At 63.0% G+C, this 12,711-nt stretch carries 14 protein-coding genes; 6 read left to right on the top strand and 8 right to left on the bottom strand.

The window, feature by feature from the left end:
- Positions 1-10 precede the first annotated feature (10 nt).
- The gene (locus tag Q0996_RS14260) at positions 11-583 is read left to right on the top strand and encodes a histidine phosphatase family protein (RefSeq protein WP_299620857.1); all 573 of its coding nucleotides are present in this window, start codon (positions 11-13) and stop codon (positions 581-583) included.
- On the opposite strand, the gene Q0996_RS14265 is transcribed toward Q0996_RS14260, so the two are convergent.
- The 4 genes from Q0996_RS14265 to Q0996_RS14280 form a co-directional block, all read right to left on the bottom strand.
- Positions 580-1,320, bottom strand: coding sequence for an SDR family oxidoreductase (locus Q0996_RS14265; RefSeq protein ID WP_299620860.1), 741 nt, complete (start codon positions 1,318-1,320; stop codon positions 580-582). The genes Q0996_RS14260 and Q0996_RS14265 overlap by 4 nt on opposite strands.
- A gap of 90 nt (positions 1,321-1,410) precedes the next feature.
- The gene (locus Q0996_RS14270) at positions 1,411-2,199 is read right to left on the bottom strand and encodes an RNA methyltransferase (RefSeq protein ID WP_299620863.1); all 789 of its coding nucleotides are present in this window, start codon (positions 2,197-2,199) and stop codon (positions 1,411-1,413) included.
- 32 nt (positions 2,200-2,231) lie between these two features.
- A complete protein-coding gene (gene cimA, locus Q0996_RS14275) occupies positions 2,232-3,842 on the bottom strand; it encodes a citramalate synthase (protein WP_299620865.1) in 1,611 nt (536 codons plus the stop codon).
- 370 nt (positions 3,843-4,212) lie between these two features.
- The gene (locus tag Q0996_RS14280; RefSeq protein WP_299620868.1) at positions 4,213-5,094 is read right to left on the bottom strand and encodes an IS1 family transposase; all 882 of its coding nucleotides are present in this window, start codon (positions 5,092-5,094) and stop codon (positions 4,213-4,215) included.
- Positions 5,095-5,200: 106 nt separating this feature from the next.
- Here Q0996_RS14280 and Q0996_RS25490 point away from each other — a divergent pair, with 106 nt between their 5' ends.
- Genes Q0996_RS25490 through Q0996_RS14290 form a run of 3 tightly spaced genes read left to right on the top strand, consistent with a single transcriptional unit; the run spans position 5,201 to position 7,155 of the window.
- Positions 5,201-5,497 carry a type II toxin-antitoxin system RelE/ParE family toxin gene (locus Q0996_RS25490; RefSeq protein WP_322096715.1) on the top strand — a complete coding sequence of 99 codons (297 nt, stop codon included), beginning with the start codon at positions 5,201-5,203 and terminating at the stop codon, positions 5,495-5,497.
- Complete coding sequence (locus tag Q0996_RS14285) at positions 5,497-6,654, top strand: HigA family addiction module antitoxin (protein WP_299620871.1); 1,158 nt, start codon at positions 5,497-5,499, stop codon at positions 6,652-6,654. Before Q0996_RS25490 ends, Q0996_RS14285 begins: the two co-directional genes overlap by 1 nt.
- Before the next feature lie 9 nt (positions 6,655-6,663).
- The gene (locus tag Q0996_RS14290) at positions 6,664-7,155 is read left to right on the top strand and encodes a hypothetical protein (RefSeq protein WP_299620874.1); all 492 of its coding nucleotides are present in this window, start codon (positions 6,664-6,666) and stop codon (positions 7,153-7,155) included.
- A gap of 582 nt (positions 7,156-7,737) precedes the next feature.
- Here the strand turns inward: Q0996_RS14290 and gcvA are convergent.
- Complete coding sequence (gcvA, locus tag Q0996_RS14295) at positions 7,738-8,682, bottom strand: transcriptional regulator GcvA (RefSeq protein ID WP_299620877.1); 945 nt, start codon at positions 8,680-8,682, stop codon at positions 7,738-7,740.
- Positions 8,683-9,011: 329 nt separating this feature from the next.
- Here gcvA and Q0996_RS14300 point away from each other — a divergent pair, with 329 nt between their 5' ends.
- A complete protein-coding gene (locus Q0996_RS14300) occupies positions 9,012-9,152 on the top strand; it encodes a DUF1127 domain-containing protein (protein ID WP_299620880.1) in 141 nt (46 codons plus the stop codon).
- Positions 9,153-9,247: 95 nt separating this feature from the next.
- Here Q0996_RS14300 and Q0996_RS14305 read toward each other — a convergent pair whose 3' ends face one another.
- Genes Q0996_RS14305 through Q0996_RS14315 form a run of 3 tightly spaced genes read right to left on the bottom strand, consistent with a single transcriptional unit; the run spans position 9,248 to position 10,882 of the window.
- A complete protein-coding gene (locus tag Q0996_RS14305; protein ID WP_299620883.1) occupies positions 9,248-9,853 on the bottom strand; it encodes a hypothetical protein in 606 nt (201 codons plus the stop codon).
- Complete coding sequence (locus Q0996_RS14310; protein WP_299620886.1) at positions 9,846-10,433, bottom strand: hypothetical protein; 588 nt, start codon at positions 10,431-10,433, stop codon at positions 9,846-9,848. Before Q0996_RS14310 ends, Q0996_RS14305 begins: the two co-directional genes overlap by 8 nt.
- Before the next feature lie 20 nt (positions 10,434-10,453).
- Complete coding sequence (locus Q0996_RS14315; protein WP_299620889.1) at positions 10,454-10,882, bottom strand: universal stress protein; 429 nt, start codon at positions 10,880-10,882, stop codon at positions 10,454-10,456.
- Between the two features lie 337 nt (positions 10,883-11,219).
- Between Q0996_RS14315 and Q0996_RS14320 the strand changes: the two genes are divergently transcribed.
- The gene (locus Q0996_RS14320) at positions 11,220-12,623 is read left to right on the top strand and encodes a class II 3-deoxy-7-phosphoheptulonate synthase (protein ID WP_299620892.1); all 1,404 of its coding nucleotides are present in this window, start codon (positions 11,220-11,222) and stop codon (positions 12,621-12,623) included.
- Positions 12,624-12,711 lie beyond the last annotated feature (88 nt).

The raw sequence follows: 12,711 nt of genomic DNA on the forward strand, positions 1-12,711 counted from the left end.
GGAAGTTGCCATGCGCGCCGCATTTCTTGCCATTGCGCTGAGTGTTGTTGGGTCAATTTGGAGTTCGGGCACCGCCGCGCAAGACGTCGTGGCACTGCAGCGCTTGGCCGAACCGCGCACCCATGCCCTGATGCGCCACGCCCTGGCGCCGGGCACGGGCGATCCGGCGAACTTCGCCCTCGGTGACTGCACGACCCAGCGCAACCTGAACGACGCCGGCCGCGCCCAGGCCCGGGCTGCCGGTGCAGCGGTCCGCGCTGCGGGTGTCACCGTCGATCACCTGCTCACCAGCCAGTGGTGCCGCTGCGAAGAAACTGCGCGTTTGCTTGACTTGGGTCCGGTGATCGAAGAACCGGCCCTCAACTCCTTCTTCCGGGACCGCAGCACCGCCGAAGACCAGACCGAGGCGGTGCGCCAGTTGCTCGCCAGCCTGCCAGCAGAGGAAACCGCGGTGCTGGTCACCCATCAGGTGAACATCACCGCCCTCACCGGGATCTTTCCCCGTTCCGGCGAGTTCATCCTCGTCACTGTCGACGACAGCGGGACGCTTGAGGTGATTGATCGAGTCCCTGTTCCCGACTAACCCCGCCCGATGAAGGGCATCTTGGTGGCCATGATGGTGACGAACTGCACGTTGACGTCCAGCGGCAGGGCGGCCATCTGCACCACCGCGTCGGCGACGTGGGTCACGTCCATGGTGGGCTCCGGCTTCATGCTGCCGTCGGCCTGGGGCACCCCGGCGGACATGGCCTCGGTCATGTGGGAGGCGGCGTTGCCGATATCGATCTGCCCGCAGGCGATGTCGAAGGGCCGGCCGTCCAGGGAGATGCTGCGGGTGAGCCCGGTGATGGCATGCTTCGACGATGTATAGGGAGCCGAGCCTGGCCGCGGCACATGGGCGGAGATTGAACCGTTGTTGATGATGCGCCCGCCCTGGGGCGACTGGCGCTGCATCAGCTTGTAGGCGCCCAGCGCGCAGAGGAAGGCGCCGTTCAGGTTCACGCCCACCACCTTGTCCCAGCCCGACCAGGTGAGGTCGCCGAAGGAGGTGGCGGGGATGTTGGTGCCCGCGTTGTTGAAGATCACGTCGAGGCGGCCGAGGTCGCTTTCGATCTTGGCGAACATCGCCTCCACCGCCTCCGGGTCGGTGACGTCGCAGGGCAGCGCCAGCATACCGCCGCCGGCTGCGCTGTCCGTCTCCTTCAGCGCTTCTTCGCGGCGCCCACAGAGGGCAACCTTATAGCCCGCCTTGGCGAAGGCCAGGGCCGTCGCCCGGCCGATGCCCGATCCCGCACCCGTCACCAATGCCGTCTTCGCCATAACGAACCTCCCCGCTCTTCTGAATTGGAGTTTTGAACCGCCGGACCCGGCGGCGGCAGTTTAGAGACAAGAGGGCCGGGGGCCCAAGGCTTATTCGTTCGAGGACTCGTCCCGCTTGCCGCGCAGCGCCGAGACGATGCCGTGCAGGGTGTTGACCTCGGCTTCGGTGGGGGCCATGCGCTGGAAGAGGTTGCGCAGGTTGCGCACCATGGTCGGGCGCTTCTCCGGCGGATAGAGGAAGCCGGTCTCGTCGAGGGCCGCTTCGAGGCGCTCAAAGAAGTTCACCAGCTCCGCCTTGCTAGCCGCCTGCGCCCCGCCGGTCTCCAGCTTGCGCGGCGGGGTCGCGTCGGCGGCGAGGAACCAGGCATGCCCGACCAGGAGGACCGCCTGCGCGAGATTGAGCGAGGAGAAAGCGGGATTGAGAGGCACCGTCAGCACCGCGTCGGCCAGGGCGATGTCGTCGTTGACGAGGCCTGAGCGCTCCGGCCCGAACAGCAGGCCCGTTCTTTCGCCCGCCGCCGCGGCGGCCCGCAGCTCTCTGGCCGCTTCGGCCGGGGTCACCACCGGCTTCACCATGCCCCGCGGCCGGGCGGTGGTCGCGTAGACCCGCTGCAGGTCGGCAACCGCCGCTTCGGTGCTGTCGAACAGGCACACCCCTTGGATCACTTCCAGCGCGCCGGAGGCCGCGGCTTCCGCCTTCTCGCTCGGCCAGCCGTCGCGGGGGCGCACCAGGCGCAACTCGGTCAGCCCGCAGTTCAGCATAGCCCGCGCCACCATGCCGACGTTCTCGCCGAGCTGCGGGGCCACCAGGACGATCACCGGCGCGGCGCCGCTGTCCTCGCCCCCGGTGCCGGCCTCGGTTCGATCAGTCCCGGCCATTGCCGCCCCGCGCGCGTGACCTCCGGGCCACGCTACTGCGCGGCCTGCGGCACCTCGGCGTCATCCTTGAACAGCTTCCAGGTGATGCCGTCGTGCAGGGCGTTGAAGGAGGCGTCGATGACGTTGGTGGAGACGCCGATGGTGTTCCAGCGGCGCCCCTGGGAGTCGGCGCTTTCGATCATTACCCTCGTGACCGCGCGGGTGCCGGCCTGGGGCGTCAGGATGCGCACCTTGAAGTCCACCAGGCGCATGTCCTCGAGCTGCGGATAGAGCGGCACCAGCGCCTTGCGCAGGGCGGTGTCGAGGGCGTTCACCGGGCCGTTGCCGTCGGCCACCTCCATCTTCGCGGTGCCGCCGACCTCCAGGGTGACGGTCGCCTCGGACTCGGTGACCAGTTCGCCGCGGGCGTTCCAGCGCCGGTCGTCCATGATGCGAAAGCGCGCGAGGGAGAAGTAGTTCGGCACTTCGTCGCGGGCGCGCCGCGCCAAAAGCTCGAAGGAGGCCTCGGCGCCGTCGTAGGCGAAGCCCTCAAACTCCCGCGCCTTCACCACCTCCACCAGCTTGTTGACGCCGGGGTCGTCGGCGTTCAGCTCGATGCCGATTTCGGCCAGGCGCGCCAGGATGTTGGCGCGGCCGGCCTGGTCTGAGACCACGATGTGCCGGCGGTTGCCGACCTGCGCCGGATCGATGTGCTCGTAGGTGCGCGGGTCTTTCGCCACGGCGGAGACATGGGTGCCGCCCTTGTGGGCGAAAGCGGACTCCCCGACGTAGGCGGCATGACGCGCCGGCTGACGGTTCAGGCGGTCGTCCAGCAGGCGCGAGACATGGGTGAGTTGGCCGAGGGCGTGATCGTCGAGACCCACGTCGTAGTCGCTCTTCAGCATCAGGTTAGCGATGAGCGTGATCAGGTTGGCGTTGCCGCAGCGTTCGCCAAGGCCGTTGATGGTGCCCTGCACCTGCCGTGCCCCGGCACGCAGTGCGGCCAGGGTGTTGGCCACCGCGTTCTCGGTGTCGTTGTGGCAGTGGATGCCGATATGGCTGCCGGGGATCTTCTCGCAGACCTCCCCGACGATGCGCTCGATCTCGTCCGGCAGGGTGCCGCCGTTGGTATCGCAGAGCACGACCCAGCGGGCGCCGGCCTTGTGGGCGGCCTCGACGCATTCCATGGCGAAGGCCGGGTTGGCCTTGTAGCCGTCGAAGAAGTGTTCGGCATCGAACATCGCCTCGGCCTTGCGGGTCAGCGCGTGGGCCACCGACTCGCCGATCATGGCGACGTTCTCGGCACGCTCGATCCCCAAGGCGACATCGACGTGGAAGTCCCAGGCCTTGCCGAAAATGCATATAGAATCTGCCGATGAATTCAGCAGGCTCGCGAGACCGGGGTCGTTTTCAGCGCTGCGGCCCGCCCGGCGGGTCATGCCGAAGGCGACGAAACGGCTGCTCTCGAAGCCCGGCGGCTCGGCGAAAAAGGCGTCGTCGGTGGGGTTGGCGCCGGGCCAGCCGCCTTCGACATAGTCGAGGCCCAGACCGTCCAGCGCACGGGCGATGGCTTGCTTGTCCGACACGGAGAAATCGACACCCTGGGTCTGCGCGCCGTCGCGCAACGTCGTGTCGAAAAGATAGACCCGCCTGTCATTAACCATAACGTTTGTCCGCCCTTATGGAGGGCGCTATTCAGCACAGGCGCGCCCGGACGTCAACTTGGGGGCATGAGGGGTAGTGGGTCAGTTTGAATTGTTAGACAATCGGCCCTACATTCGTTGGGCACCCTGCCGGGTGCTCCTAGCGCGGGGAGTTGAAACGAGCATCCCTAGGGTGCGGGGCGTTCCAACCCGTTAGGGGCATTTCGCAATTGTGCGCCGAAAGCGGTAACGCTTCCCGGAGCACAAGGCAGATGAAAAAGAAGTGGATAATGTGGGTCGCAATTGCCGCGAACATAGCGACCATTTTGCAGATGATTTTTACAGTACTAATCTAGTCAGAAGGGGGCGGAGTTCCGCCCCCTTCTGCTATTTACTTGCTTGTCGATCTTTTGTATGGGCCGCGTTTCTTCGGAGCAGGCTCCGCAACCTCAACCAGCTTCACGATATCCCCGATCTCCCAGAGTCGGTCAGACACGCCAGCAGCCATAGCCGGGGTCATGCGCAGCTTCGAATGCATCCGCACGAAGTTGTAATACATCATGTGCAACGCCACGGCGTAGGCGTGGTTCTCGACCTTCTTTGAGAAAGCGTTCGTCAGGCGGGTAAACCGGCGCATGTGCATCCGCATGGTCAGGTTGTTACGCTCCACGTAGGACGTGCTGACGTGCTTCAGGTCGGGGTTGCCTTCCACGCGATCCTTGCGGGCGCCGACGCACTGCGCGGGGCTGTAGCGGCCCTTTGCGGCCTCCGGCACGGCCCCGTAGAGCTTGACCAGTACGGCGTAGTCGATATCCCCGCCAGAAGCCTCTTCAACCGCGCCCAGATGGGCAAGATGCCCGTCGCTGGTAAGCTGCATGCGGTTCGCCAGACGGGAGCGCAGATCGTCCATGAACCACAGGGCGCATTCGGCATCCCGCCCACCGACGAAGTAGGAAACGATCAGCTTTGAGTCGGCGTCAATGGCCGTCCAGGTCCAGGTATCGCCGGCATCGGCAGGCGCGGCCTTGGCCTTCGCAACGTTCTTCTGCTTAGCGTAGGTGAAGCTCCAGACTTCATCGACCTGCACCCTCTTGGCTTCCACGTTGCGAACATGCTCATCGTGGTAGGCCATGCAGGCCTTGCCAGCATCGATCAGGAGCTTGGTGATGGTGTTCTTGCTGGCACCCGTTACCCGAGCCACAGACCGGATGGACTGGCCCTCACAGAGTAGGTGGAGGATCGTCGCGCGGGTCTTAGGGTCGAGCTTTCTCATACTTCATAGATAAGATGCCTTCTATTTTTGCCAAGCATAAACGTCAATTTAATCTATCGCGTTAAAATGGACTTGATTCCTTGTTTTCCAGTGATTACAAAGACGTATGGAGATCGAGTTTGCGAACCCGTCGCTGGCCCACATCGAAACGGACAACGCGGGAGCAACCCGGTTGCCAGTAGCTGTGATTCGAGCGGCTCGGCGGAAACTAACGATCCTTCGCGCGGCCACAGACGACAGAACCCTGAGGAACTGGAAAAGCTTGCACTACGAAAAACTGAAAGGAGACCGGAAAGGTCAACGTTCAATCAGAGTAAATGACAAGTATCGAATTGTCTTTATTTTGGATAGTGAGGCCGAACCGCAGAAGGCGACGATATTAGCCATAGAGGACTACCACTAATGTCAAATGCAGCGACTATGGCAGTTGAGCATCCGAGCGTGTTCATTCGCGAAGAATTGGAGGCGCGCGGTTGGAGTCAGGTAGACCTCGCCTACATCCTGGGAATTAGCACTCAGCAGTTGAGTCCATTGTTAAACGGTAAGCGCGACATTTCGCCAGATATGGCCGTGGCTTTGGGCGACGCCTTCGACGTTCCCGGTGAATTTTTTGCAAACCTGCAGATGCTGTACGACCTAAACAAAGCCAAAAAACCAGATCCCGGAGTACGGACCAGGGCCAATTGGATAAGTACATTCCCGATTCGAGAAATGATCCGAAGGGGTTGGATAGAAGATACGGAGCCGGATCTTTTGGACCTACAGATGATGCGGTTTTTTAATACAAATAGCGTACAGGAAATTCCCTTCATCGGCGCAGGCGATGTTTGCGGGCATGCAGCCAAGAAGTCCGCCTATGAAGAGATCACTCCAACTCAGCTTGTTTGGCTCCACAGGGTCCGCGTCATCGCGAGAACGATGGACTGCCCGGCCTATTCAAGAGAATCATTAATCCGGACGCTTTCCGATTTGCGTGCGCACATGAATGACAAAGACGATTTGCCGAATTTACCGCACCTACTTTGGAAGTGTGGCGTCAGATTTGTTATCGTAGAGCCGTTGGATGGTTCCAAGATTGATGGTGTCTGTACATGGTTAGATGGTCAGCCCGTGATCGGTATTTCTACCCGATTGAACCGCATGGATAATCTATGTTTCGTAATCAGGCACGAGATCGAGCACGTTATTCGAGAAGACGGAAAACAGACTACCTATTCGCACGTTGATGTATTTGAGCCCGACAGAAATCTTGATGAGCTGCCCGAGGAGGAGCGCCGTGCAGATGAGGCGGCTGCAGAATTTCTGATTCCTCAAGACAAGCTGGCGTCGTTCATGGCTCGAAAGGGAAAATTTATCTCCGAACGGGACGTATTGGCTTTTGCAGCACGACACCACATTCACCCATCTGTTGTCGTAGGCCAGATACAGTACAGGCGCCATCTAGAAGGTGATGACAGAGCCTATAGCTGGTTGCGGAAGTATCTAACCGGGATTCGCGGCTATTTGCAGGATTGGGAATATCGTGACGGATGGGGTCACGTCGCTTCTGTTGGTCTATAGGAGGTTTAATTGGCTACCTTTAACGAACAGATTTTGCGCGCCTGGGAAGAGTGGGAAACGACCACTGGAGAAGACGCGAACAATCCGAATGACTTTATAGACTGGGCAATCTCCAATGGGAAATTAGCGCCACGCCCCGAAGACATTCGGAAAATCTTCCGTCGCCAACTATCTACTGCATTGCGCCAAGCGATGCGCATTGACGAAGAGGGAACAACCTACCGAGCGAAACAGTGCGTTTCGATCATGGAGAATGGGGAACAAAGAACACTATGGTTTGATGTTGATCGAGGCGGCACGCCCCAACTTCGTCAGAAAGCTGTGCGTCAGAGAAGAGATTCCATTGCCAACGATATCTATCGTGCAATGAGCGATGTAGAGCACATGAACCTTGTTTACCCCGAAGACGAACCACTTCAGTTTGAGTTAGATTTCACTGAGGATTACGAAGAACGTAAGGCACTGGAAGCTTTAGAAAAAGATCAGAAGGACGCCAGTTAATTCCCCTTCTTCCATCGGCTCTGAGCTGCGGCTCTAGCAATCTCCGACCTTTGCTCTGGCGTCAATGATCTTGCGCGCGCCTTAGCGCCTTTTTTCCCGGCCTCACTGCGCGCCTCGTTGATCTCTTGCTCCTGTGCTTCACCGGTAGCTAAGTCCACCATCATCTTGGCAAGCTGGTTCGGGTCGCGGGGGCGCTTCTTGCGGGAACCAGTCATCATGCACGCCGCCAATGGCACCAACTAGCATCGTTCAATCCAAGGAACCGTACGAACTGCTCTGGAATAGGATGCGTGGCCCTAACCTCTTTATCGGGCGTCGCCGATGTGGCTCGCTGAACTATGGCCTCCGCCTTCTGAGGGTCCGGTTCGGCGACATAGTACAAATCCCAAGCTCGCGGATTTCCAGCTAGGCGTTTAGTGTACACGAGCACTGCGTTTCCATTGGCCATACCCTAATATGGCATCTGCCATAAGCGGTTGCCAACGCCTGTCCACCCAGGTCATTTTCAAAGTGACCCACTACCGCATGGGAGCGTGCTTCTGCTGTCGGCTCCTGACAGGTGCCGGAAAAGGAGGCAGCAGCTCAGTCGGAAGCCAGCTTGCCCGCCGCCTCGTCGCGGGTGAGGTCCCGGCCCTCCTCCGCCAGCCAGTCGCAAAAAGCGATCACCTTGGGCTTCTTGGCGGCGGCTTCGGTGCAGACCATGAAGTAGGCCATGGAGCCCTCCACGGCGCGGTCGAAGAGGCGCACCAGGCGTCCCGCACGCAGGTCGTCTTCCGCCAGGGTCGCCCAGGTGAGCGCGACGCCCTGGCCGTGAATCGCGGCCTGGATCAGCATGTAGCTGTTGGGAAAGCTGGGTCCCGCGGCTGCATCGACGTCCTTGACCCCCAGGATGCCCAGCCAGACCGACCAGGTGGCCATGGAGTTCACCTCCATGCGTGCCGATTCCGTGTGCAGGAGGGTGTGGTGTTTCAGGTCCTCCGGCCGGCGCAGCGGCGGGCCCTTGGCCAAGAGGTCCGGGCTGCAGACGGCAAAGACCGTCTCGTGCATGATCGCTTTCGACACCAGCCCGGGGAAAGGGCCCTGGCCGAAGCGGATGGCCAGATCGATGGTCGCCGCCTCGGCCACCAGATCGATGCGATCGCCGGTCGGCCGGATGCGCACGTCGATCTCGGGGTGGCGCTCGTGAAAGCGCCCGAGCCGCGGAATCAGCCACTTCACCGCCAGGGAGGGACTGGCAGTGACTGTCAGGATTCCCCCCTCCTCCGGCTGCTGCAGTTCCTCCACCTTGTCGAACAGGCGGCGGAACACGGCCTGGGCGGTCTCGGCCAGCGCCTCGCCCTTGTCGGTCAGCCTCAGGCCCCGGGCGCCGCGGTGAAACAAGGCAAAGCCGAGGTTCGCTTCCAACTGCTTGATCTGCTGGCTGACGGCGCCCTGGGTGACATGAAGTTCGGCCGCCGCCCGGGTGAAACTGAGGTGCCGGGCGGCCACTTCGAAGGTCCGCAAGGCGGCCAGGGGCGGCGGCGCCATGGCCCACTCCTCGTTTATCCATTCATTAGGTCAGCTCATGAGATCCATTATCAATCGTCGTTTGTGGATCTGAGCCAAATCACCAATATTTCTGGTCAGAAAAGATTCGTTCTGTCAACCCGACCACCAACCCTAGCCGATCAGGTGACCTAATGACGAGCCTAACACACGGGGCCTCACCGAGGGTTCCCGCAAGCCCCTCCTTTATCCCCGCATCCGGGCCAGCATCAGGTCCTGGGGCACCCATCGATCTGCAGCGGCCGGCGCTGCCCTGGCCCGAGGGCCGAGGCCTGCTGCTGCAAGCGCTGACGGGCGGAGTCCTCCTGCTGGTGAAACCGCTGATCGCCTGGCAGAAGCGTGTGGAAGAGCGGGACCGCATCCGCCGCATGCCCGACTATCTGCTGCGCGACGTCGGCCTCACCCGCGCCGATCTGGGCGTGGACTCGGACCTCCTGGACTGGCCCCGCTAACCCGATACCCCCTTTACCCTGCAACTGACCCTGCAACTGGGCGGCGGGCCCATCCCCCCGAATTTCAGGGCTCGCCGTCCGTCTTTTTTTGAGCGTCAGCGTTGGGTTCTCAAGCGCGCCAGGTCGCGGATCATCGCCTCCACGGCCGCGGGCTCGTCCACACCGAAGAAGCCGACCCGGCCCCAGCGGAAGTAGTGCCGCCAGGCCTTGCGCGAGTGCGCGACGGTGTAGTGGAAGAAGATGCTGCCCAAGCCATTTTCATAGTCGAAGCGTTCGATGACTTCGATGTCGTTGGGTGCGAAAGAAAGCACCGCGCGCCTGGGCTTTTCCGCGACGATCAGCAATCGACGGTCGGTGATGCCATAGGCCATGCTGCGGGCGTGCAGAGCGCTGCGCAGAGGGATCAGCATCAGAACCAGCCCCGGCAACAGGAACGGCAAGCTGTAGCCAATGACCTCCAGCTTGCCGATCTGCGCGTGCCCCTCCTCGAACAAAGCGATCACCAGCCACAGCAGCCAGAGGACGACAATGATGAGGCCGTAGAATCCCGGCTGGGCCTTGCTGGCGGCATAGGTGCGGGGATCGGGCCGGCCGGCCCAACGCAGCTTCTCGCCGGGGCGTAGCTGCGCAACAAGCTGGTCATCGGCGGGCGCACCCAGCGGCCGAGGGCCGCTGCGCCGCACCGAGCCGCCCTCAGTCATCGGCGGGCTGGCCTCCACCGATCACCCGCTCGATGGCTTCGGCCACCTGCGGAGCATCGGCGACGCCATAGAATCCCTCGATCTGATAGCTGCCGCCGGCGCTGCGCTGCCACCAGGGCAGCTTGCGCTCGACGAAGAGGACGCTGCCCCAGCCCTGCTCGTTGGCGATGACCCGAGGGCTGTCGAGCTGCGCCGCGGTGAAGACACGGCTGAGCCGGAACGGCCAGAACCCGAGGCTCATCACCCGCCGGTCGGTGACCGCGTAGACCATGCTGCGTGCCGAGACCCTGGCAAGGCTGGGGATCGTAATGAGCAGGACGCAGAACAGCGCCGCGGCAACGACAAAGCCGTAGATCAGCATCGACTGCGGGCTGCCAGTCCAAGGCGGCATGAGCCCGTACCAGTGGAGGACGGCAATCAACGCCAGACCCAGCACCCCGCGGATCTGGGACGGCAGCTTGGTGCGGGCAAAGGCGCGCGGGTCCGGGCGGTCGGCCCAGACCAGCCGTTCGCCCGGCTCCAGGGCCTGCCGGGCCGTTTCAAGGGGATCGCCGTTCGGCGCTGGGTCTATGCGCGTCATCCTCGCGTGCCGCCTGCGCCCTAGTCGTGTGCCACCAACACCGGAACCTTGGCGAGATGCAGCACTTTGCGCGAGACCGAGCCAAGCAGCAGTTCGGCGTATTCGCCCAGGCCGCGGCTGCCGACGACGATGAGGTCGGCGCCGCTGCGCCCGGCCTCGGCCAGGATCTCGTCCGCCGGATCGCCATGGCCGACACGCTGTTCCACCTTCACATCCTTGGGCACTGAAGCCAGGGCCTTGGCGGAGGAGAGGATCCGGTCAAAAACCTCGCTGCGGCTCAGATCCTCCGAGCGGGAGAGCTCTTCCAGCGGCCCCTTGAGCGGCCGGTGCCCGTCCACCGCCATCAGGATGAGGGTGGCGCCATAGGTCTTGGCGATGTCGGCGGCACAGCGCACCGCCTTGCTGGCGTGGCCGGAACCGTCGACCGCAACGAGAATGGTTTTGAACATCTCCGCTCCTCCTTAACTTTGTACCCGCGATCGTTCGCCTGCTTGCCGGTCCCTACCTCACGACGATGCGCGTCAGGCGATGGCCGAAGGTCTAACCCAACGTTGCAAGACAGTCGAGAACCCTGGCGTGAGCGCCGGAAGGCCCGGGTCGCCGGAGGTTTGCGGAAACCATGAGCCAAATCAGCGCGCTGGACCCGCTGGTCCAGCGATCCCCTGCGATTCCAGGGTTAACGGCGCCCCGGGCCCGGCAAAAGGCCGCTTTTCCTGTGGAAAAAGCGGGTCAAGGCGCGTAAAACCGGCGATCCGAGATAACCGAGCCGTAAAAAAGGGGTCCGTCATGGCCACCACCTGGACGCCCGAGTCCTGGCGCAGCAAACCGATCCGCCAGGTGCCGGAGTACCGCGACCAAGCCGCGCTGGAGAGCGTCGAGCAGCAGCTTGCCGGCTATCCGCCCCTGGTCTTTGCCGGGGAGGCCCGCCGTCTGCGCCAGCAGTTGGGCGAGGTGGCCCAGGGCCGTGCTTTTCTGCTCCAGGGGGGCGACTGCGCGGAAAGCTTCGCCGAATTCCACCCCAACAACATCCGCGACACCTTCCGGGTGCTGCTGCAGATGGCCGTCGTGCTGACCTTCGGCGCCGCCTGCCCCATCGTGAAGGTGGGCCGCCTGGCCGGCCAGTTCGCCAAGCCGCGCTCCGCCCCCACGGAAACCAAGGGTGAAACCGAGCTGCCGAGTTACCGCGGCGACATCATCAACGGCATCGACTTCGAGGCCGAGGCCCGCGAGCCGGATCCGGAGCGCCTGCTGCGCGCCTACAACCAGGCCGCCGCCACCCTGAACCTGCTGCGCGCCTTCGCCCAGGGCGGCTTCGCCGACCTGCACAAGGTCCATCAGTGGAACCTGGAGTTCGTCTCCGAGGGCACCACGGCCCAGCGCTATGAGGAACTGGCCGGGCGCATCGATGAGGCCCTGGCCTTCATGCGGGCCTGCGGGCTGGCGCCGGAAACCGTGCAGCCGATGCGCGAAACCGACTTCTACACCAGCCACGAGGCGCTGCTGCTGTGGTACGAGCAGGCCCTGACCCGCGTCGACAGCCTGACCGGCCAGTGGTACGACTGCTCGGCCCATCTGGTCTGGATCGGCGACCGCACCCGCAACCCGGACGAGGCCCATGTTGAGTTCATGCGGGGCATCCATAACCCCATCGGCATGAAGTGCGGGCCCAGCTCGGACCCGGACGAGCTGCTGCGTCTGATCGACGTTCTGAACCCCGCCAACGAGCCGGGGCGCCTGACCCTCATCGCCCGCATGGGCCACGATAAGGTGGGCGACCATCTGCCGGCCCTGATCCGTGCCGTGGAGCGGGAGGGCAAACAGGTGGTCTGGTCCTGCGATCCCATGCACGGCAACACCATCAAGTCCTCCAGCGGCTACAAGACGCGGCCCTTCGACCACATCCTGGCGGAGGTGAAGAACTTCTTCGCCATCCACCGGGCAGAGGGCAGCTATGCCGGCGGCGTGCACTTCGAGATGACCGGCCAGGACGTGACCGAGTGCATCGGCGGGGCCCAGGCCATCAGCGACGAGCGCCTGGGCGACCGCTACCACACTCACTGCGACCCGCGCCTCAACGCCAAGCAATCCCTGGAGCTGGCCTTCCTGATCTCCGAGGCTCTGAAGGACGAACGGATCGCGCGCCAGAACGGCAACGGCCGCAAGGACGGCAAGGTGGCGGCAGCCTTCTGAGGGCCGGTGCCGATACTCATTGTCATGCTTGGGCTTGTCCCGAGCATCCATGGGCGGGCCAGACCGGAACCATGCCGGTGAAGCCCCA

It is taken from the genome of Pelagibius sp., assembly GCF_028289705.1.
Taxonomy (GTDB): Bacteria; Pseudomonadota; Alphaproteobacteria; order Kiloniellales; family Kiloniellaceae; genus Pelagibius.